The organism is Rhodococcus koreensis, from assembly GCF_900105905.1.
GTDB classification, from domain to species: domain Bacteria; phylum Actinomycetota; class Actinomycetes; order Mycobacteriales; family Mycobacteriaceae; genus Rhodococcus_F; species Rhodococcus_F koreensis.
Map to the genome: position 1 here is coordinate 2,891,309 of NZ_FNSV01000005.1, position 20,869 is coordinate 2,912,177.

17 protein-coding genes are annotated in these 20,869 nt (G+C 66.0%); 11 read left to right on the forward strand and 6 right to left on the reverse strand.

Annotated features, from left to right (window positions below):
- Positions 1–172 precede the first annotated feature (172 nt).
- From BLV94_RS17890 to BLV94_RS17940, 11 genes are all read left to right on the forward strand, one after another.
- Positions 173–904, forward strand: a complete 732-nt coding sequence (locus tag BLV94_RS17890; RefSeq protein ID WP_072937561.1) for an SDR family NAD(P)-dependent oxidoreductase — start codon at positions 173–175, stop codon at positions 902–904.
- Complete coding sequence (locus BLV94_RS17895) at positions 898–2,208, forward strand: YlbE family protein (RefSeq protein WP_072937562.1); 1,311 nt, start codon at positions 898–900, stop codon at positions 2,206–2,208. The genes BLV94_RS17890 and BLV94_RS17895 overlap by 7 nt, the downstream gene beginning before the upstream one ends.
- On the forward strand, positions 2,205–2,993 hold the full coding sequence (locus BLV94_RS17900; protein ID WP_072937563.1) for an SDR family NAD(P)-dependent oxidoreductase: 789 nt from the start codon (positions 2,205–2,207) through the stop codon (positions 2,991–2,993). The genes BLV94_RS17895 and BLV94_RS17900 overlap by 4 nt, the downstream gene beginning before the upstream one ends.
- On the forward strand, positions 2,990–4,051 hold the full coding sequence (locus BLV94_RS17905; protein ID WP_072937564.1) for a hypothetical protein: 1,062 nt from the start codon (positions 2,990–2,992) through the stop codon (positions 4,049–4,051). The genes BLV94_RS17900 and BLV94_RS17905 overlap by 4 nt, the downstream gene beginning before the upstream one ends.
- Positions 4,044–5,345, forward strand: coding sequence for a glutamine synthetase family protein (locus BLV94_RS17910; protein ID WP_072937565.1), 1,302 nt, complete (start codon positions 4,044–4,046; stop codon positions 5,343–5,345). Before BLV94_RS17905 ends, BLV94_RS17910 begins: the two co-directional genes overlap by 8 nt.
- Positions 5,342–6,724, forward strand: coding sequence for a glutamine synthetase family protein (locus tag BLV94_RS17915; RefSeq protein WP_072937566.1), 1,383 nt, complete (start codon positions 5,342–5,344; stop codon positions 6,722–6,724). The genes BLV94_RS17910 and BLV94_RS17915 overlap by 4 nt, the downstream gene beginning before the upstream one ends.
- A gap of 25 nt (positions 6,725–6,749) precedes the next feature.
- Entirely contained in the window at positions 6,750–7,688 is a 939-nt protein-coding gene (locus BLV94_RS17920) for an alpha/beta hydrolase (protein ID WP_072937567.1), read from the forward strand.
- Positions 7,685–8,416, forward strand: coding sequence for an SDR family NAD(P)-dependent oxidoreductase (locus BLV94_RS17925; RefSeq protein ID WP_072937568.1), 732 nt, complete (start codon positions 7,685–7,687; stop codon positions 8,414–8,416). Before BLV94_RS17920 ends, BLV94_RS17925 begins: the two co-directional genes overlap by 4 nt.
- Before the next feature lie 236 nt (positions 8,417–8,652).
- A complete protein-coding gene (locus BLV94_RS17930) occupies positions 8,653–10,137 on the forward strand; it encodes a flavin-containing monooxygenase (RefSeq protein WP_072937569.1) in 1,485 nt (494 codons plus the stop codon).
- A gap of 330 nt (positions 10,138–10,467) precedes the next feature.
- Positions 10,468–12,417: an acetate--CoA ligase gene (acs, locus tag BLV94_RS17935; RefSeq protein WP_072937570.1), complete on the forward strand. Its 1,950-nt coding sequence runs from the start codon at positions 10,468–10,470 to the stop codon at positions 12,415–12,417.
- A 30-nt stretch (positions 12,418–12,447) separates the two neighbouring features.
- The gene (locus BLV94_RS17940) at positions 12,448–12,720 is read left to right on the forward strand and encodes a DUF3263 domain-containing protein (RefSeq protein ID WP_072937571.1); all 273 of its coding nucleotides are present in this window, start codon (positions 12,448–12,450) and stop codon (positions 12,718–12,720) included.
- 1,490 nt (positions 12,721–14,210) lie between these two features.
- On the opposite strand, the gene BLV94_RS17945 is transcribed toward BLV94_RS17940, so the two are convergent.
- From BLV94_RS17945 to BLV94_RS17970, 6 genes are all read right to left on the reverse strand, one after another.
- Positions 14,211–14,714: an acyl-CoA thioesterase gene (locus BLV94_RS17945; protein ID WP_072937572.1), complete on the reverse strand. Its 504-nt coding sequence runs from the start codon at positions 14,712–14,714 to the stop codon at positions 14,211–14,213.
- 284 nt (positions 14,715–14,998) lie between these two features.
- Complete coding sequence (locus tag BLV94_RS17950; protein WP_244163623.1) at positions 14,999–16,453, reverse strand: aldehyde dehydrogenase (NADP(+)); 1,455 nt, start codon at positions 16,451–16,453, stop codon at positions 14,999–15,001.
- 17 nt (positions 16,454–16,470) lie between these two features.
- Positions 16,471–17,229 carry a ribose-5-phosphate isomerase RpiA gene (gene rpiA, locus BLV94_RS17955; protein ID WP_072937574.1) on the reverse strand — a complete coding sequence of 253 codons (759 nt, stop codon included), beginning with the start codon at positions 17,227–17,229 and terminating at the stop codon, positions 16,471–16,473.
- A gap of 24 nt (positions 17,230–17,253) precedes the next feature.
- Positions 17,254–17,904, reverse strand: a complete 651-nt coding sequence (locus BLV94_RS17960; RefSeq protein WP_072937575.1) for an HAD family hydrolase — start codon at positions 17,902–17,904, stop codon at positions 17,254–17,256.
- On the reverse strand, positions 17,901–19,433 hold the full coding sequence (gene xylB / locus BLV94_RS17965; protein ID WP_072937576.1) for a xylulokinase: 1,533 nt from the start codon (positions 19,431–19,433) through the stop codon (positions 17,901–17,903). Before xylB ends, BLV94_RS17960 begins: the two co-directional genes overlap by 4 nt.
- Positions 19,430–20,869 (reverse strand): aldehyde dehydrogenase family protein, encoded by a 1,440-nt coding sequence (locus tag BLV94_RS17970; protein WP_241031498.1) that lies wholly within the window; start codon positions 20,867–20,869, stop codon positions 19,430–19,432. The genes xylB and BLV94_RS17970 overlap by 4 nt, the downstream gene beginning before the upstream one ends.

Here is a 20,869-nt window from a genome sequence, read left to right on the forward strand (position 1 = left end):
AGCGCACCACTCACCTTCATGTTATTTGCTCCAGCCTTTAGACCAAGTCTGCAACCCGGCGCCTGCGTCAGTCACGGAAATAAAAGACCTAAACACTTGACCAATCGTCCTTTATTGGTGAAACTGGGTCCATCGCGGTGACCACGGTCACGTGTTTGGAAAGGAACCCGAAGTGGGCAACAAAGTAATCGTCACAGGCGGCGCAGGAGTCATCGGACAGGCGATCTGCCGTCGGCTGCTGCAGAGCAGCTACATCCCGATCGCGGCGGATGTGAAGCAGGCGATCGACGCATTCGACCCGAATCAGGACGGACTGGAGGGCACCATCGCCGTGGCGATGGACGTCACCAGCCGCGAAAGTGTTGAGAGCGCCGTCGATTCGGTGACCTCCGGAGACGAGACGCTCGCGGGTGTCATCAACTGCGCCGGCATCCTTCGGGACTCATTCCTCGGCGAGCTCGACGAGGCCAAGCTGGAGTTGATGTTCCAGGTGAACATCGCCGGTATGGCACGCGTCATCGACGTCGCGGCACCCTTGCTGACCGAAGGCTCGGCCATCGTCAATGTCGGCAGCCTCACCGGGCACTTCGGCCGGTTCCGCGGCGCCTCGGTGTACGGCGCCACCAAGGCCGGGATTGCTGCGTACACCCGCTACCTGGCCGAGGAACTCGCCCCGCGCGGCATCCGGGTCAACAACGTCGCCCCCGGCGTCATCCGGGCCCCGATGAGCCCATCGATGGCGCGGGTCTCCGGCGGCGAAGAGGTCAGCGCCGGCTACGCGATGCTCAAGCGGATCGGTGAGCCCGAAGAAGTCGCCGAGGCTGTGGAGTTCCTCCTGTCCCCGCGCGCCTCTTTCATCACCGCCCAGACCCTGCTCGTCGACGGCGGTGTCACCGCATGGTGACCGCGAACGATCTCGCGACCGTCCCCGCCGAGATCTGGGGCGGGTCGGTCGAGGCTTGGGACGGGTCGGTCGAGGCCGCCAACGACGAGGCGTTTCGCCGACTCAACGACGCCGACCCGTGGGTGGTCGACGTCCGGCCCGCACGCGAGGTGCTCCCCGGCTACCGCGACAACCTGGTGCTCACCTCCGGCGCTCCGATGCCGTGGGAGGCCTACGTCGGTGGGCAACGTGAAGCGCTGATCGGTGGCGCCTTGTTCGAGGGCCTGGCCGCCGACCGCGACGAGGCGATCGCGCGATTCGCCGACGGCAGCATCGAGATCGGCGCGTGCCACGACTACAACGCGGTCGGCTCGCTCGCCGGGATCTACACGGCGTCGATGCCGGTGTTCGTCGTCGAGAACCGGACCCACGGCAACGTCGGGTTCTGCAACTTCTACGAGGGCAAGGAACCGCGCCGGCTGAACTACGGCTGCTACGACGAGGGCGTCCACGAACGGCTCGAGCACGTCAATACGGTTCTCGCGCCCGTCGTCGGTGAGGCGATCCGCCGCCGCGGCGGCATCGCGCTCAAACCGATGATCGCCCGGGCGCTGCGGATGGGCGACGAGGTGCACAGCCGCAACGCCGCCGCCTCGATCCTGTTCAACCGGGAAATCCTGCCGTCGGTTCTGGACATGATCGAGGACTCCGTGCCCGGGGTCCGCGAGACCATGCTCCACCTCGCCGAGAACGACTACTTCTTCCTCCGGCTGTCGATGGCCGCGGCGAAGGCCTCCGCCGACGCGATGGTCGTGCCCGGCTCCACCCTCGTCTCCGCCATGGCGTTCAGCTGCCGCGGTTTCGCGATCAAACTTGCCGGCCTCGGCAACACCTGGTTCGAAGGACCGCCGCCGATCCACCAGGGCAAGCTGTTCGCCGGACACAGCGAGGACGAGATCACCTGGATGGGCGGGGAAAGCCCGATCACCGAGACCGTCGGACTCGGCGGCTTCGCGCAGGCCTGCGCCTTGTCGTTGCAGGACTATCAGGGCGGCTCCCCCGAGGTGATGATCGAACGTAACCGGGAAATGTACGAGATCACCCACGGCGAGAACAGCTCCTACCGCATCCCACTGTTCGGTTTCCGCGGCACCCCCACCGGTGTCGATGCCCGAAAGGTCCTCGACACCGCCGTCCTGCCAGTCATGGATGTCGGTCTCGCCGGTCGTGACGGTGGCCAGATCGGCGCCGGAGTGATCCGCGCACCGCGCGAGTGCTTCGCGGCGGCGCTGGACGAGCACGCCAAAAGGTATGGTCAATCATGACCGCGAGCGTGCCGGATCGGCGGTCGTTGCCGCTGACCTTCACCGGGCGGGTGGCGTTGGTGACCGGGGCCGCCTCAGGCATCGGTCGCGCCACCGCCGCCACGCTCATGGCCGCCGGTATCCGCACGATCTGCCTGGACCTGCGTGAGCCCGAGTCCTTTCCCGGGATTCCCGCCGACCTGCAGGTGCGCTGCGCCGCCGACGTCGCCGACGTCGCCGCGTTGCGGGCGGTGATCACCGAAAATACCGTCCCGGAAGGGTTGAGCTACCTCGTCAACTGCGCGGGGGTTCTCGACGACACCGGATTCGCGAACGTCTCGCGGGACTCGTGGCTGCGGTGCCTGGAAGTGAACCTCATCGGTGCCTACAACGTCATCGATGCGGCCGGGGACCTGCTGCGCAAGTCCGAGTCCGGTGGGGTGGTCAATGTGACCTCGATCGAAGGCGCCCGGGTGGTGGCGTTGAGCAACCCGGACCCCACTCCCCAGTACGCCGCGTCCAAGGCTGGGCTGGCCATGCTGACCCAGTCCGCTGCCCGGGCATTCGCCGCCGACGGGGTCCGCGTCAACAGCGTTTCGCCGGGCTTCGTTGCCACGCCGATGGCGCTGGCGGCCGCGCACGAGGACACCGACGCTCTCCCGCCGTCACTGGCTCCGCGCGTTCCGCTCGGTCGTTTCGCGCGACCGGAGGAGATCGCCGATGCCGTCGTCTTCCTGCTCAGCGATCAGGCTCGGTTCATCACCGGGTCCGATCTTCGCATCGATGGAGGATTCACTCTCACATGAGCACCCTGAAGCCAGTCTCACCCGTGGTGGCGTACGAGGCGTCACTCGGGAGAAACGCACGCGTCGGCACTTGGGAAGAACTGGCCCAAGGGACCTTCCGCACCGCCGTCGATCGGTTCCGCCGAGGGCTGTGCGACGATGCGGCCGCTCTGGTCGAGGTCACCGTCCTCGAGGCCGAGGAACTGCGCGAAATCTACGAACAGTGGCCGGACCGGGCGATCGAGTGGATGACGACACACGGCGCTTCGGCGGACGGCGTCGACGCGGCGGTTCGCCGTCTCACCGATCTGATCGGTGAGACGGCGATGGCCGGAATCGAGGCGGAGTGGGGACAATTCGTCCAGGCCGTCGACGTGGCGAGCGAACAGTGCCGCCGCAACGACCCCGCAGCGCCGGAAAGCATCGAGAATGCCCGACTGGTCTGGTTGGGTATCCACGACCGGGCGGTCGACCGTATCTCCGGAATGATCGACATCGCGGTCCGCCTGATCGGTGAGTCGTCACTCGGCGACCTGTGGAATTTCCTGATGGGCGATTGGTACGACATCCATGCCCGTCGCTACTCGCTGACGAACCAGAGTTGGAACGAATCGGCGCACCAACTGATGGTCGCTATCGTCGACGGGTTCCATGCCCACCTGACCGGGGTCTCACGACAGGGTGACATCGAGTTGATCGACGAGCCCGATCGCATCGGTTTCCGATTCGCTCCGTGTGGGTCCGGCGGTCGCTCGCTCGATCCCGACATCACCGCCGACCAGCCCCGCGCCGATGCCCCCTTCGGCTTCGCCGTCACCACCGAACCCCATGACTGGGCGTGGAACAAACGCGGCATCTGCTCCTACTGCGTCCACTGCTGTCTGCTCAACGAGGTCATCCCCATCGACCGCCTCGGCTACCCGACCAGAGTCATCGACCCACCGACGTGGCCGGAGAGCCGTGCCGACGCCACCTGCACCTGGTGGGTCTACAAACACCCCTCACTCGTACCCGATGCCGTCTACCGGCGCGTCGGACGCAACCCCGAACTCCGCCCGAAGGACCACAACCATGTCTAATCACGTCTCGATGACGCAGCTCGAGGTCCCCGACTACGACCTGGGCCTGCGCGGCAAGCTCGTCAAGTCGGACAAGACGGTCAGTCCCGCAAGTCTCGCCTTCTGCACCATCATCTACGGTCTCTCGTTGACCGACGAGGTGACCGACACGCCGTTCAGCAACGCCGAGAACGGCTACCCCGACATGGCACTCGTCCCCGACGAGAGCACCCGGATCGATCTGCCGTGGCGTCCGGGGACGCAGGCGGTGATCGGAGACCATGTCGCACCCGATGGTCGCCCCTTCGAGGCGTCGCCTCGTGCGGTGCTCAAGTCGCTGATCGAGCGGTACCGCGCACTCGATCTCGAGCCCGTGCTCGGCTACGAGTACGAGGTGTGGATCTTCGAGGAGAACAAGGACTGCGAGCGCGGCGATCTGACGCGGTTCCAGCCCTTCGGGGCGACGGAGAACGCCTACAGCCTGACCCGTTCCGCGGAGATCGACCGCTTCGCCCAGCAGTTCATCGACCGGATGAACGAGATCGGCATCGAGATCGAGGCCTTCCATGCCGAACTCGGACCGGGTTTCTTCGAATTCACTCTCACCCCGCAGCCCGCGCTGCGGGCGGCGGACAACGCCGCTCGCGCACGCCAGTACCTGCGTGATCTGTGCGCCGAGCACGGACTTCGTGCGAGCTTCATGGCCAAACCGTTCGCCGACAAGTCCGGTGCCGGCGGGCATGTCCACTCGAGCCTCGCCCGCGACGGCCAGAACGTCTTCGCGTCCGAACCCGGCAAGCTCTCCCCGGAAGGCGGCCACTATCTCGCCGGGCTGGTCAGCTCGATGCCCGACCTGGCGCTGATGTTCAACCCATTCGTCAATTCCTACAAGCGCATCGCGCCGGGAATGTTCGTTGCGGAGAAGGCAGCCTGGGGATACGACGACCGAAACGTGGCCTGCCGCGTGCTTCTCGGCGGGATCGGGTCGGCGCGCGTCGAACACCGCCGTCCCGGTGCGGATGCCAACCCCTACATCGTCGCCGATGCGTTGCTGGCCGGGGGTCTCGACGGCATCCAGCGATCCCTCGACCTGCCCCACTCCGGATCACGTGATGCCGGCGCGGTCGACCTGCCGAGCAATCTCGCTCAGGCCGTGGCGCTGTTCGAGTCGTCAGCACTTGCCGCCGATCTGCTCGGCAAGACCTTCACCCAGTCCTATGCGGCGACCCGACGGGCCGAACTCGAACGATTCGAGCAGTGGATGCACAACTCGATCACCGACTGGGAACTGTCCCGACACCTGGAGCACCAGTGAGCACACACATTCAGACCCTCGACCTCGACCAGTTCGAGGCACTCGTCTCCTCCGGGGAGATCGACACGGTCGTCTGCGCGACCCCGGACCCGTACGGGCGCCTGGTCGGCAAACGGCTGACAATCCAAGCGTTCCGGTCGCTGGGCCTGAGCGGCGACGGGATCAACGCGAGTAGTTTCATCTTCGCCGTCGACCTCGAGATGACTCCGCTCAACCTGCCGGTGTCGAACTCCGCCAACGGATGGGCCGACATCCGACTGGTTCCGGACCTGACCACCCTGCGGCGGGTGCCCTGGGAGCCGAACACAGCGCTGGTGATCTGTGACGCCTACGAGTGCGGCTCGGACACGATGCTCAGCGTGGCGCCCCGCACCATCTTGAAGCGGCAGATTGAGCGGGCCGAGCAGGAGGGGCTGGCGTTCAAGTTCGCCTCGGAGCTCGAGTTCTTCCTCGCCGCCGTCGCACCCAACGACGCCTGGCAGGCAGGGTATCAGGACCTGAAGATGCTCTCGAACTACCGATCCGACTATCAGATGATCCAGTCCGGGCGGGACGACTGGTTCATCCGCCAGATCCGAAACCTGATGCCGCAGTTCGGGATCTCGGTCGAATCATCGAAACCCGAGTGGGGTCTCGGCCAGCAGGAGATCACCCTCGACTATTGCGACACCCTCGAGATGGCCGACCGCCATGTCCTGTTCAAGTACGGGATCAAGCAGCTCGCGCACCAAGCCGACTTGACCGTGACGTTCATGGCCAAGCCGAAGATCGACGACGTCGGCTCTTCCTGTCACCTGCACGTGAGCATGTGGTCGACCGAGACGGGAAGGCCGCTGTGCTGGTCGGAGACCGCCGACGGCGGAATGTCGGCGAAATTCGGCTCGTTCGTCGCCGGCCAGCTCGACAACGCTGTCGACATCAGCCTCCTGTTTTCCCCGACAGTCAACTCGTACAAGCGGTTTCAGCCGGACCAGTTCGCTGGATCGGCCATCGCGCTCGGCGAGGACAACCGTTCGTGCGCCTTCCGTCTGGTCGGGCACGGACCGTCTTACCGGGTCGAGAACCGGATCCCCGGTGCCGATGTCAATCCCTACTACGCCTACTCGGGCACCATCGCCGCGGGGCTCGACGGCATCGAGCGCCAATTGCCGACGCCCGCGATCTTCAGCGGAAATGCCTGGGAAGGGCGCGACGTCGAACTTGTACCGACGTCGATGCACCGTGCGATCGATCTGTTCGCCAAGAACAAGATGGCGCGTGCAGCCTTCGGCGACGAGGTCTACGAGCATCTTCTCGCCTCCGCCCAGGCGGAGCTGACCTCCTTCGATTCCCACACGGTGACCGATTGGGAAACCCGCCGCTACTACGAACGTGTCTAACACCCTTGTCCATGAAAGGACCGCCATGCCATTGGATCCCATCGCCCAGAAGATGATCGACGACTCCCGTGCGTCGGGGCGACCGAACGCCCACCTGTTGCCGGTGGAGACCGCGCGGCAGAACTTCGAAGACACCTTCGGGGCGCTGACGAAGCCCGCGATCCATCACACCGTCGACGTCGAGATTCCCACGCGCGATGGTGAGGGGATCCGCGGCCGGCTTTATCTGCCCAGCGAGGCGACCGACCTGCCGCTGACCGTGTACTTCCATGGCGGCGGCTGGTTGCTCGGCAGCATCGACTCCCACGACGTCACCACCCGGCTGCTGGCGACCGAATCCGGCAGTGCCGTGCTGTCCGTCGACTACCGCCGCGGTCCCGACTACCGCTTCCCCACCGCTGTCCACGACGCGATCGACGCCCTCGAATGGGCTCTCGACCCCGCCTCGCAGCTCCCCGTCGACACCAAGCGCATGGCTGTGGCCGGCGACAGCGCCGGCGGCAACATCGCCGCCGCGCTGGCCCTGCACGTGCGTGACACCGGCGTCGCCAGGCTGCGTCACCAGCTGCTCGTCTACCCCGTCACCACCTGCGATCTCGACCGCGGATTCGACGACGAGTACCAGGGAATCATGCTCGAGCGCGACGAGATGCAGTGGCATCAGGACAACTACCTGCCCTCCTCCGATTTCGCCACCGATCCGAGGGTGGACGTGCTCACGGCAGACCTCACGGATCTACCCGAGACCACCGTCATCCTCGCCGAATGCGACCCGATCCGCCCTCAGGGCGAGCTGTTCGCCGAAGCGGCCCAGGCCGCGGGTGTCGCGCTCGAGGTGCACCAGACGCCCGGGATGGTGCACGGCTTCTTCGGCCTCGACGAGGTGTTCCCGGCAGCCACCGCCGCCATGGAGTTCGCCGGTTCGCGGCTGGCTCGCGCCTTCGACCAGGAGCTCGTGCGATGACCCGATCTGCGCTCGTCACCGGGGCTGCCGGCGGGATCGGGCTGGCAACGGTACATCGTCTGGCCAAGGACGGTGTCCGGGTCGTGGCCACCGACGTCAAAGACCGCGTCGACAATCTGCCCAGCGGCGTCGAATACGTGGCTTTCGATCTCCTGGGCACCGAGGGCTTCGACGACCTGTTCACGTCCTTCTCCGACGACGGTCTGGACTACCTGGTCAATGCGGCGGGTGTGGCGTTCTTCGATCGCGACGGGTCGACGTTCGACATCGAGGAGTCGATCTGGGACACCACCCTCGGTATCAACCTGCACGGGCTGCGGAAGGTGATCAGGGCCGCGATCCCTCATCTGCGCCGGGGTCGCGGCCGCAGCATCGTCAATGTGGCAAGTACCGCCGGGGTCCGCGGGATGGATTCTCCCCTCGACGCCTACCAGGTGAGCAAGGCCGCGGTGGTCTCTTTGACCCATGCCCTGGCGTTGCAGCTGGGCCCCGAGGGAATTCGGGCCAACACCGTGTGCCCCGGAGCGATCCTCACCCCGATGATCGACTACCTCTACGAGCGCTCGCCCGAGCGTCGCACCGACATGGAGAACCGGACACCGTTGCGCCGGCTGGGCCTCCCCGAGGACATCGCGGCCGCAATTGCGTTCCTGCTCTCCGACGAGGCGTCCTTCATCACGGCCGTCGACCTGGTCGTCGACGGCGGTTGGACAGCACAGATCAAGTAGCGACGCCGCGTGGTCGGGTCTCGGAGATCCGATCCCGGACACGCTCACACGCGCACCACCCCGGGGAGCCGATCCATCCCGGCCGCCCCCGAAAAACCCCTCAGCATCAGCAAATTTCCCTCTGGGGATTGACATCCACCTTAAAGGCCTAAATACTGAACCAATAGAGGTTTGGGGTTAGTCCACAAGGTCCCAGACTCCGGCCCCAGTACCAAGCCTTCAGACAGGAGAACGCCATGGCACCCAGCGCACGCGGGCGGACCACAGCACGAGTTGCCATCATCGGTTCCGGATTCAGCGGCATCGCAGCCGCGATCGCGCTGAAGAAGAAGGGGATCGAGGACTTCATCATCTTCGAGCAGTCCCCCGGACTCGGTGGGACCTGGTGGCACAACCGGTACCCGGGCGCCGAGGTCGACCTCGAGTCCCACATCTACTCGTTCTCCTACGAGCGCTATGACTGGAGCCGCACCCACGCCGGCTGGCAGGAACTGCAGGGCTACCTCGAGCACGTCGCCCGTAGGTGGGACCTGCACAAGCACATCCTCTTCAACGAGAAGGTCGAGAGCGTGACCTGGTCGGACGAGAACCACGACTACATCGTGGCCACCGAATCCGGCACCGATCACAGACGGTTCATGTCCGTCATCAGCGCGGTCGGCTTCCTCAACATCCCGTTGGTTCCGCCGTTCGCCCGCGGCGAGAGCGACTACGAGGGCGCCCTGTGCCACACCTCGCGGTGGATCGACGGCCTCGATCTGACCGACAAGTCGATCGGCGTGGTCGGCACAGGCTCGTCGGCAGTCCAGGTCGTCACCGAGGCCGAAAAGGCCGGCTCGGAAGTGAAGATCTTCCAGCTCGAGCCCAACTGGTTGCTCCCCAAGAACAGCCGGGACTTCACCGAACAGGAGCGCAAGCTCAACCGCTTCGCACCGATCTACGCCTGGCGGCGGTTCAAGCTGTACGCCGACTACGACAAGCGGCAGTACCGGGCCAGTCACGCCCGCTCCGATGGCCGGACCAACAAGGTCAAGCGTCAGCAGTCGCTGGAATTCATGCAGCGCGAGCTCGGTGATCGTCCCGATCTGATGGAGCTGGTCACCCCGAAGTTCGCCTACGAGGCCCGGCGCACCGTGGTCAGCGACACCTACTACGCGGCGCTCAAGAGCCCCAAGGTCAGCCTGGTCCCCCACGGCGTCAAGGGACTCACGCGCACCGGCGCCGTCGACGCCAACGGCGACGAGCACGACCTCGACGTCATCATCCTCGCGACCGGGTTCGACGCAGCGAACTACCTCGGCAACTACCGGGTCCGCGGCGAGAACGGCGCCGATCTGCACGGCCACTGGGAAGGCGAGCCCGAGGCCTTCCTCGGGATGATGGTGCCCGGGTTCCCGAACTTCTTCATCATGTACGGCCCGAACACCAACGCCATTCCGCTGGTGTCCTTCTACGAGGCGCAGGCCAGCTTCGCCGCCGGGCTGATCTCCCGCGCCGCAAAGAAGGGCCACACCCGAATTTCAGTGCGGCGCTCGGCGTTCCTGATCTACAACGACTGGGTACAGAGCGCGTTGGGTAAGACCGTGTGGGCCACGACCCGCAACTACTTCCAGGCCGGAAGCGGCAAGATCGTCTCCCAGTGGCCGTTCAGCGCATCGGCCTACATCGCGGCGACGAAGTTGCTGCGCCGGCTGGCCGTCAAGATCGACGGACGGTCCTGAACTTGCCGGCACCCGCGCCCCCAGCCGACGGGTGCCGGCAACCTGCTCCAGCCGTTGGAGACCGGCTGGACCGTGGGAGGGGAAGCTACTCGGAGCTTCCCCTCCCAATTCGGCGCCACAACGCCGTGGGAGAACCGCCCGCCGCGACACCACCGTGTCGCGGCAGGTTACACCGCGTTCCCCGCGAGAGCACCACTCCACCGCACCAATGCCGTGTCGAACGAAGATCACCGGTACACCGTTGCGACAGAAGACTCTAGACCCGTGAAACAGGCTGGAAGCCAGCCACACCCATGACTGCCGACGTCAGTCGAGAAAGAGGTAGCCACCATGACGAGCGCAGCAGATACCTCCGAACTAGCGGCGTTCGCGCCGAGCCCCGAGTTCACCGCCACGGCCAACGCCGGACCCGAACTGCAGGCTGCCGCAGACGAGGACCGACTCGCATTCTGGGCGACACAGGCCGAGCGCCTGCACTGGCACACGCCCTTCACCGAAGTACTCGACTTCTCCGACGCACCCGTCGCGAAATGGTTCGTCGGCGGCGAGTTGAATGTCGCCTACAACTGCGTCGACCGGCACGTTCTCGCCGGCAACGGCGACCGCGTCGCCATCCACTTCGAAGGCGAACCGGGCGACACCCGCGACCTCACCTACAACGACCTGCTCACCGAAGTCCGCAAGGCCGCCAACACCTTCACCGACCTCGGACTCGTCGCCGGCGACCGCGTCGCGATCTACATGCCGATGATCCCCGAAGCCATCGTCACCATGCTCGCCTGCGCCCGCCTGGGCCTGACCCACTCCGTGGTCTTCGCCGGCTTCTCCGCCGCCGCCCTGCGCTCCCGCATCGACGACGCCGAAGCCAAACTCGTCGTCACCGTCGACGGACAGTGGCGCCGCGGCCAGGCCGCACCCCTCAAGCCCGCCGTCGACGAAGCGGTCGACGGGGCCGCGTCCGTCAAGCACGTCCTCGTCGTCAAGCGCACCGGCATCGACGTCGCGGTCACCGACGGCCGGGACCTGTGGTGGCACGAGACCGTCGACAAGGCCTCCGGCACCCATCAGGCGACCCCGTTCGACTCCGAACACCCGCTGTTCATCCTCTACACCTCCGGCACCACCGGAAAACCCAAGGGCATCATCCACACCTCCGGCGGCTACCTCACCCAGGCCTCCTACACCCACCACAACGTCTTCGACCACAAGGCCGGCCAGGACGTGTACTGGTGCACCGCCGACATCGGCTGGGTCACCGGCCACAGCTACATCGTCTACGGACCCCTGTCCAACGGCGTCACCCAGGTGGTCTACGAGGGCACCCCGAACTCCCCCGACGAGCACCGCCACTTCCAGATCATCGAAAAATACGGCGTCAGCATCTACTACACCGCACCCACCCTGGTCCGCACATTCATGAAGTGGGGCCGCGACATCCCCGACGCCCACGACCTGACCTCGATCCGGCTCCTCGGCAGCGTGGGCGAACCCATCAACCCCGAGGCCTGGAAATGGTTCCGCGAGGTGATCGGCGGAAACCAGGCCCCGATCGTCGACACCTGGTGGCAGACCGAGACCGGCGCCATCATGATCTCCCCGCTGCCCGGGATCACCGCCACCAAACCCGGCTCCGCGATGGCACCGCTGCCCGGCATCTCCGCGAAGATCGTCGACGACGACGCCAACGAACTCGGCGCCGGCGGCTCCGGCTACCTCGTCCTCGACAAGCCGTGGCCGGCGATGCTCCGCGGCATCTGGGGCGACATGGACCGCTACCGCGACACCTACTGGTCCCGCTACCCCGAGCAGGGCTGGTACTTCGCCGGTGACGGCGCCAAGTACGACGAGGACGGCGCCCTGTGGGTGCTCGGCCGCGTCGACGACGTCATGAACGTCTCCGGACACCGCATCTCCACCTCCGAGGTCGAATCCGCCCTCGTCGGACACCACGGCGTCGCCGAGGCCGCCGTCGTCGGCGCCGCCGACGAGACCACCGGCCAGGGCATCGTCGCGTTCGTCATCCTCCGCGAAGGCGTGGAGAACACCGGCGACACCCTCATCGCCGAACTCAAGGCCGAAGTGTCCCGGGAGATCAGCCCGATCGCCAAGCCCCGCCAGATCACCATCGTCCCCGAACTCCCCAAAACCCGGTCCGGCAAGATCATGCGACGCCTGCTCAAGGACATCGCCGAAGGCCGCGACCTCGGCGACACCTCCACCCTCGTCAACCCCACAGTCTTCGACACCACAGTCTTCGACACCATCCGCAGACCCCAATAGCCGACTCCGCAACCGAAAGATCGCGACGAGATGGACCTACACGAAAAGGACATGCTGGCCTTCGCACGGACCTGGCAACCCTACGGCGGCAACGACGATCAGATCCTGCCCGAATTCGGCATCAGCGAACCCACGTTCTATCAGCGAGTCCTGGCCCTCCTCGCCCGCCCGCGTACAGTCGGCCTCGGGGATGAGGAGCGTAAAGCTCTGATCACCTTCTGCATGGCGAAGCTCCGGGAGTACGGCTACCCGCAGAGGGATAGGCCGGGAATGACGAGACAACGAGCAATACGGCACAGCTGAGATATCGGCTCCCGGCTTTCAGCCGCGCCTGCGGGCACGATCGAGACCCTCCCGATTGGATTGAATCGGCCTTACGGCCGGCAAAGGTGCTGACCACTCCGAATGATTGCATGGGGACCGACTCACTGAGCGGCTGTGGTGATGCCGAAGGCTCCGACTCACACAGCCATGGAGATCCAGGGCGGCTATGTGCCGAGCCACGAGTCAAGTGGGAACTATGCGGAATGAGGGCCGGTTGGGCAGCCGCGACAACGATACGGGGGTCGGACCGGGCCCGCGCATGGAGTTAGGGCGGGGCTCCCCGTCGAGAAGGTCGTTCGAACAGCCACACCGTCGGACTATGTGCACAGGCCTGGTAGCCGGACTTGGTGACGCGCTCCCAGCGTTGGGGCGTTGTCATCCGAGCAACTGCCAGTCGAATTGAGAAGCCCCCCAACAAAACGCGACTCGTGGCGCTCTGCGCCACCCAGAACGATCTGCACCGACCACCCATTCGCCTGGAGTGCGCGCCCAACACACCCCCACGCGACATCCCCGACGACGGGGTGGTGAACTGGTCGCGCACGTGTGGGTAGCATGCGGCGCCGACCTCACCAGTGCGACACTGCGATCTCGGTCTCGGCGACTTCAGTCAGGCACTCAGTCGCCCGCGTCGAATATTCCGCCAAATATTCTGCTAGACATACATTCCCAAAGTTCGGATAACGATGAGTAAGTCAACTAGTGGATCACAGAGCCTGCCCCTCCGGCGACACTCGGCAGATGCCGCACCCCGATAGTCCTCGGCGCAGATCACATCGACCAGACACCCCACCCACAGCACCAGCACGATCAACCCGAGATACGGCATTCTCCCCACACCTGACTTGCCTCCGCTTCGCCGCGAAGACATCCTGTTTCTCGGTGTTCACATCTGCTGCGGCGGGCGGAGCGTTGCGGAGCAGTCGCTGAATGTCGCTGAGCCGCGCTATTGCGTGTGCCTCCCACAACCGTCGCAGTGGGACGGACTGAAATGTGAGCGCCAAATGCGCTGCCTGGAAGTCCCCGGTCTACACCGATGGGAGGGCAGATCGGATGTCCGGTGGTCATCGACTTCGGAGCGCGGATCGTCCTATTCGCGATGTGAACAAGTCGACGCGCACAGGTCATCGAGTTGAAGAAAGTTCGGACACTCCGTGACGTTGTCGACCGTGCACTGGTGTTCGCCTGCATGTCCGTGAAGAACCGCGAAAGCACGTAGGGCGGACGACCAACGATCTGCGACGACATCCAGCAGAGGAACCTGGTCCACCCGATCGGAGGCCGACCGACGGAAAAGAGGTCGTCGTACGCGAGATCCAATCAGATTTGATGCGGACCGGGTGGGGTGCTGTGTCAATCGCAGGGATGGCCAAATCATTCTTCCGCAACCTAACTGCAGACAATTGCCCGCCCTCCGGGAGAGAGCACGGTTGCCGGCGTGGGAAATGTTGCTGCTTTCGACGGCTTACTCACGTGGTGACGGACGGTGCGATGCCGTGGGGGCTGGCGAAGGCGTCGCGTTGGGCTCGGCGCCGCTGCCGTGCTGACTCGAATCGCTGTGTGTCGAGGTCGGTGTGGAGGGGGCGGGGTGCAATGGTCACGGGTTTGCCGTCGGAGTCGACGGCGACCATGGTGAAGTATGAGCTGTTGGTGTGGCGGCTGGCTCCTTCCTGGATGTTCTCGGTGTCGACCCGGATACCGATTTCCATCGAGGTGCGTCCGGTGTAGTTCACCGATGCGGAGAAGGTGACCAGTTCTCCGACGTGGATGATGTCCCGGAAGTGGACGCGGTCAACGGACAGGGTGACGACGTAGGTGCCGGCGTAGCGACTCGCGCAGCTGTAGGCGACCTGGTCGAGCAGTTTGAGCAGGCTGCCGCCGTGGACGTTGCCGGAGAAGTTGGCCATGTCCGGGGTCATCAGCACGGTCATCGACAGTGATGTCGGGCGGGTGATGGGGTCGTTCGCTGGCATGCGTTCTCCGTGGGTCTGGTGGTGGCAGGCGGGCTGTCCGCGGCCGAGTGCGGTGTTGTAGCGATACCGCGTTGTAGCGCTACAACACCGCGTTGCCCCGGCTCCTTGGCGTGAATGTGCGTCCGCAGTGCACCGTTGCGGGCGCGGTGCCACGCGACGACGTCAGTGCCGGCGCCGTCTGTGGTCGAGACGATGATCGGCGGCGCTGGTAGTGCCGCCCTCGTCGTCTGACGGCACGGGCGAAAGTACCCGCAGCGCACTTTTCGTGCGCCAATTTCAGAGGGTCAGCTCCGCCCCCAGAGCTTCGATTGCCCTGCTGGTGACCGTTTTTGGGGAATGTTCCATGGGTTCGCTTCCTGCAGTGGTTCGGGGAGCCAGGAGTCGAAGTAGTTCTGGAAAGCGACGGGGCGGAGGAATCGCTCGACGGCTGCGGTTCCGACCGCGGTGTGCAGTGGTGAGGTCGTCGACGGGAAGGGTCCGCCGTGGTGCTGTGCGGGTGTGACCGATACGCCGGTTGGCCACTCGTTGAGGATCAGTCGTCCGGTTCGCGTCTCCGCCAGACGGCGGAGGTCGTCGAGTGCGTCCGCGTCGGCTTCTTCTGCGTGCAGGGTGATGGTGAGCGAGCCGTGCAGGCGGTCGGCGGCGTCGGTGAGCTGCTTGACGTCGGTGTACTCGACGATGATCGAGAACGGGCCGAAGGCCTCGGTGAGCACGTTGTCCGAGTGCTCGACGAAGGTGGGGTAGTCGATGGCCAGGAGTGCGGGCTGGTGGCATCCATCGACTGTTGTCGGTTCGACGAGCATCCGGCCGCCGATCTGATCGCCGATCTCCTTCAGCCGGTCGGCGAAGCCGGAGGTGATGGAATCGGTAAGGAGTGCGCCGGTGCGTTTTCCGCCGATCCGTTCGGTGAGGACACCTTCGAGGCCGTGGCCGGTGGGCAGGAACACGATGCCGGGCTTGGTGCAGAACTGGCCGCTTCCGAGGGTGAAGGAGTCGACGAAGCCCTCGGCGATCGCCTGGCCACGCGCGTCGACGGCGGCCTGGCTGACGAAGACGGGGTTGATGCTTCCCAGCTCTCCATAGAACGGGATGGGTCGCGGTCGTTCGGCCGCAATCCCTGCCAGGAACAAGCCTCCGCGCACCGATCCGGTGAAGGTTGCCGCGTCGACGCGGTCGTCGCGGAGCGCGTCCACGCCGGCGTCGCGGCCCTCGATGAGATGGAAGGCTCCGGCCGGGGCGCCTGTATCGGTGAGCGCCGCGGAGACGAGCCGTGCGGTGAGTTCACTGAGTTTCGGGTGCCCTTCGTGGGCTTTCACGATCACCGGGCATCCGGCGGCCAGCGCCGATGCGGTATCGCCGCCCGCAACCGAGAACGCGAACGGGAAGTTGCTTGCCGCGAAGTTGAGGACGACACCGATCGGCACCCGCATGCGGCGCAGGTTCGGCCTGGGTCCGGAACCGAAGTCCGGATCGGGGTCGTCGATGCGGGCGTCGAGGAACTCGCCGGTCCGCGCTTGTTCGGCGAACATCCGCAATTGCATCGTGGTTCGGGCGAGTTCGCCCCGCAGTCGGGGTTCCGGGAGGTGCGTTTCTTCCATCGCGACGGGCACCAGCTCGTCGGCTGCGGCGTCGAGACGGTCCGCGATTTCTACCAGTTGCGTGTATCGCTGTTGTGGAGTGTGACGGGCAAACTCGGCGTTGGCGCCTGTCGCCTGGTCCAGCACGGTGTCCAGGTCCATGTCTGTACCTGCTCCTCTCATTTGCGCCACGCCGGGATCCTGGCGGCATTCCGGTGTGGCAGTTCGATGAGTTTCGCCGCCCCGTCCGGGGAAGCCATGAGAATTTCGTGGGCGATGCCGGTGAACAGCCCGTTCTCGACGACGCCGGCGATCCAGTTGAGGTTCGTGTCGAGCAGGGCCTTGTCGGTGATAGCGACCATGTGGGCGTCGAGGATGAAGTTGCCGCTGTCGGTGACCACGGGCTGCCCGTCCCGGTGCCGCTGGACGATCTCGATGTCGCTGTAGCCGAGGTCGGTCAGTAGTGCGGAGATCGATCGCCGGGTCGCCTTCCACCCGAACGGGATGACCTCGATCGGAAGTGGGAACGAGCCGAGTTGCTCGACGAGTTTGGTGTCGTCTGCGATGCACACCATCTTCGACGAGGCCTCGGCGACCATGCGTTCCCACAGCAGGCAGGCGCCGCCGCCCTTGATCATGTCGCCGTCGTGGTCGACCTCGTCGGGTCCGTCCAGGGTCACGTCGAGCGGGCGGTCGAGGTCGTTGAGATCGACGAGGGTGATGCCGACGGACAGGGCCAGGTCGCGGGTTGCGGTGGAGGTGGGGACACCGACGACATCGAGGCCGTCGGCGACCTTCTCGCCGAGGGCGCGGACGAACCACGCGGACGTCGTTCCGGAGCCGAGTCCGAGTCGGGCACCGTCGTGCGCGTAGCGCTCCACCGCGGCCCGGCCGACGGCGTATTTCGCCGCGTCCTGCGGAGTTTCGGTCGTGTACATGTGGAGGAGTTCCTTTCGGGTGGTTCAGACGAGGGTGAGCAGGTCGTCGAAGGAGTCGAGCCGGAAGTCGGCATCGATATCGGAATGTCCCCAGCTCACATGGGCGTAGCGGATGCCTGCGGCTGCCGCGGTGTCGCGGTCGATGTCGGTGTCACCGACGTAGAGCACTTCCGAGGGGGCGCCGAGGGCGGCGATGGTGTCGGTGAGGTGCCGGGGATCGGGCTTGGGCCCGTCGGTGGCGTCGGAACCGATGACCGCCCCGATGATCTTCCCGAGCCCGAGTGCATCGAGGACCGCATGGGCGATGGGTGTGCGCTTGTTGGTGCAGACTCCGAGCTGGATGCCCCGGGCGTCCAGTTCGGTGAGCACGGCGGCGGCGGTGTCGATCAGGCGGGTCTTTCTCGCCGGATTCGCGCGGTAACACTCGGAGTATGTCCGGAGGACGTCGTCGACGACCGGTGCGGTGACGGGCAGGCCGGCGACCCGCAGGCACTGTTCGACGAGTACGCGGGGGCCACCGCCGAGGGCGGCGGCGACCTGCGCGACCGTGACCCGGTGATCGCCGTGCCGGGCCAGCGCCTCGTTCATGGCCGCGGCGATGTCCTCACTGCTGTCGACCAGGGTGCCGTCGAGATCGAAGACGACTGCCGTGAATTTCGTCTGAGTGGTGCTCATGTCTTCCTTGCGATGTCGATGTCGGAGAACACGTCGGTGAAGTGCCCGAACAGGTTTCGGTAGCCCTCGAAGATCCGGGTGTAGCGGGTGGCTTCGGTGGGACCGGGGAGATGCCGCGAGGACACCTGCAGGTGCCCGTACGCGTCGTCGAACGAATCCCAGGTGCCGCATCCGACACCGGAGACGATCGCGGCACCGTACGCGCCGCCTTCGCTGCTACCGGTCATGGTGACGACCTCGGTGTCGAACACGTCGGCCATCGTCTGCAGCCAGAACCCGTCGCGGGTGGCCCCACCGGAGGCGATGATCCGGTCGCACGGAATCCCCAGCTCGGTGAAGGATTCGAGGATCTGACGCATGTTGAGCAGCGCGCCCTCGATCACGGCGCGCACGAGGTGCCCGAGCCCGTGCATCCGGGTCAGCCCGACCATGGCCCCACTCGCCGACGGGGCGTAGTGCGGAGACCGCTCGCCGGCCAGGTACGGCAGGAAGAGCAGGCCGTCGGCGCCGACCGGCACCTTCTTGGCGAGGTCGATGAGTTCGGTGAAGCTGACGTCCTGGGCCCCCGGCAGCTGGTGGAGGACGTCGGCGAGCCATTGCAGTCCCCCGGCGGCGGACAGGGACACTCCCATGACGTGCCAGTAGCCGGGCTGGTTGTAGCAGGACACCTGCACCGCGCCGGTGACGTTGTCCGGGCAGGACTGGGAGACCGCGGCCACGATGCCGGCCGTGCCGAGGGTGACTCCGATGTCGCCGGGGCGGGCGATGCCCATCGAGGCCGTTTGGACGACCGCGTCCCCACCGCCGCCGTAGACCTGGACGTCCTCGCGCAGGTTCCAGGCGCGGGCGATGTCCGGGAGCAGGGTGCCGGTGGGTTCGGGAGACTCGACGACCTCGGGGAGCATCGACTCGCGCACCCCGACCGCTGCGAGCATCACCGGGGACCACGTGCGGTTGGCGACGTCGAAGAGGCCTGTTCCGGATGCCTCGGACACCTCGGTGACGAAGCGTCCGTTCATCCGCCAGCGCAGGTAGTCCTTCGGGTTGAGGATCCGGTGCGTGCGGGCGAAGATCTCGGGTTCGTGATCGCGCAGCCAGGCCACCTTGCCTGCGGTGAATCCGGTGATGAGCCGGTTGGCGGTGGCGCCGAGGACCACGTCGGGGCCGCCCACGGTGTCGGTGATCGCGACGCATTCGGCTTCGCACCGCTGGTCGTTCCAGAGGATGGCGCGCCGGATGACGGTGCCGGTGTCGTCGAGGGCCACCAGGCCGTGCATCTGCCCGCTCAATCCGATGGCGACGATCTCGTCACCGCGGTCCGGCAGCTGTGCGGTGACCTCGGTGATGCAGGCATCGGTGGCCGCCCACCAGTCGTCCGGGTTCTGCTCCGACCACCCATGGCGGTCGGCGAACAGCGGGTACTCACGCACGGCGGTGGTGATCACCGCACCGGTGTGGTCCACGACGACGACCTTGCAGGACGAGGTCCCGATGTCGACGCCGAGGTGCAATCTCGGTGTGGTGGTCATTGCCGTGTCCCGTACTGGATGCGGAGGTGCTTGTACTGCAGGTACCCCTCCAGCCCGGCCTTGCCGTGCTCGACGCCAAAGCCGCTGCCTTTGCGGCCGCCGTAGGGAGCGTTCATGATTCCGGCGTCGACGTTGTTGACGGCGACATTGCCGAAATCGAGCAGCCGCCCGAGGTCGTGCGCCTGCGTGAGATCACCGGTGTAGACGTAGGCCGCGAGCCCGGCTTCGGTGCCGTTGGCGAGGTCGACGGCCTTGGCCAGGTCACTGAACGGCATGACTCCGACGACGGGGCCGAACGTCTCCTCGCGCATCACGAGCATGTCCGGGTTGCAGCCGGCGATGACCGTCGGCTGATAGAAGTTCCCGGGCGCGAGCGTCTCGATCCGCGTGCCACCGGTGGTGACGGTGGCGCCCCGGGCGACGGCGTCGCGCACGTGCTGGTCGACGACGTCGACGCCGGCGCGGGTCGCCATCGGTCCGACGTCGACGGCGGGGTCCATGCCGTTGCCGACGGTCAGCTCGGACACCTTCGCGGTGAGGCGGTCGACGAACTCGGAGTACACCGTTTCGTGCACGTAGATGCGGTTGATGGCGATGCAGATCTGTCCGGCGTTACGGAACCCGCGGCGCGCGGCGCCGGCGACGGCGGCGTCGATGTCGGCGCGGTCGGTGACGATCATCGGGCACGAGCCGCCCAATTCCATCGTGAGGGGTTTCGCGGCGGGCACGCCGCGGGCGATCTTGCCGCCCGTTGCCGTCGATCCGGTGAACGCCAGCTTGTCGAATCCGGGGTGACCGGCCACGGCCGGGCCCGTCTCGCCGCCACCGAGGACCAGGTTCGCCACCCCGGCCGGCAGTCCCGCTTCGTCGATGCAGGAGAACAGCAGTGCCGGGGACAGCGAGGCGTACTGCGACGGCTTGATCACGATCGTGCAGCCGGCCGCGAGGGCGGCGCAGAGCTTCCACCCGACCAGTTCGAGCGGGTAGTTCCACGGGGTGATCGCCCCGATGACGCCGATCGGTTCCTGGACGACCAGGCTGGCGAAGCCGTCGACGTCGTTGGGGATCACCTCCCCGTGGATCCGGGTGGCCTCTTCGGCGTAGAAGTGGAACGCCTTGGCAAGTTTGTCGACCTCGCCGGTCGCCTCCCCGATCGTCTTGCCCATCTCGGTGGTGATCGCTTCGGCGAGTTCGCGTTCGCGGGTCTTGACGATGTCGCCGATGCTGTGGAGGTGGCGGGCTCGCACGGTCGGGTTGACGTGCCGCCAGTCGGCGAAGGCGCGGCGGGCTGCGGTGACGGCGGCGTCGACGTCGGTGGCGGTCGAGGCGGGGACCTCGGCGATGACCTTTTCGTCGGCCGGGTTGAGCGCCTTGAAGGTCGTCTCGCTCCGGACCCACCCGCCGTCGATGTAGTTGTTCAGTGTCGTGATCGTCAT

Excerpts from the sequence above, each read along its gene's own strand:
- BLV94_RS17895 (WP_072937562.1), top strand. The coding sequence starts at position 898 with ATGGTGACCGCGAACGATCTCGCGACCGTCCCCGCCGAGATCTGGGGC.
- BLV94_RS17900 (WP_072937563.1), top strand. The coding sequence starts at position 2,205 with ATGACCGCGAGCGTGCCGGATCGGCGGTCGTTGCCGCTGACCTTCACC.
- BLV94_RS17905 (WP_072937564.1), top strand. The coding sequence starts at position 2,990 with ATGAGCACCCTGAAGCCAGTCTCACCCGTGGTGGCGTACGAGGCGTCA.
- BLV94_RS17910 (WP_072937565.1), top strand. The coding sequence starts at position 4,044 with ATGTCTAATCACGTCTCGATGACGCAGCTCGAGGTCCCCGACTACGAC.
- BLV94_RS17920 (WP_072937567.1), top strand. The coding sequence starts at position 6,750 with ATGCCATTGGATCCCATCGCCCAGAAGATGATCGACGACTCCCGTGCG.
- BLV94_RS17925 (WP_072937568.1), top strand. The coding sequence starts at position 7,685 with ATGACCCGATCTGCGCTCGTCACCGGGGCTGCCGGCGGGATCGGGCTG.
- BLV94_RS17930 (WP_072937569.1), top strand. The coding sequence starts at position 8,653 with ATGGCACCCAGCGCACGCGGGCGGACCACAGCACGAGTTGCCATCATC.
- acs (WP_072937570.1), top strand. The coding sequence starts at position 10,468 with ATGACGAGCGCAGCAGATACCTCCGAACTAGCGGCGTTCGCGCCGAGC.
- BLV94_RS17940 (WP_072937571.1), top strand. The coding sequence starts at position 12,448 with ATGGACCTACACGAAAAGGACATGCTGGCCTTCGCACGGACCTGGCAA.
- BLV94_RS17945 (WP_072937572.1), bottom strand. The coding sequence starts at position 14,714 with ATGCCAGCGAACGACCCCATCACCCGCCCGACATCACTGTCGATGACC.
- BLV94_RS17950 (WP_244163623.1), bottom strand. The coding sequence starts at position 16,453 with ATGGACCTGGACACCGTGCTGGACCAGGCGACAGGCGCCAACGCCGAG.
- rpiA (WP_072937574.1), bottom strand. The coding sequence starts at position 17,229 with ATGTACACGACCGAAACTCCGCAGGACGCGGCGAAATACGCCGTCGGC.
- BLV94_RS17960 (WP_072937575.1), bottom strand. The coding sequence starts at position 17,904 with ATGAGCACCACTCAGACGAAATTCACGGCAGTCGTCTTCGATCTCGAC.
- xylB (WP_072937576.1), bottom strand. The coding sequence starts at position 19,433 with ATGACCACCACACCGAGATTGCACCTCGGCGTCGACATCGGGACCTCG.
- BLV94_RS17970 (WP_241031498.1), bottom strand. The coding sequence starts at position 20,869 with ATGACGATCACGACACTGAACAACTACATCGACGGCGGGTGGGTCCGG.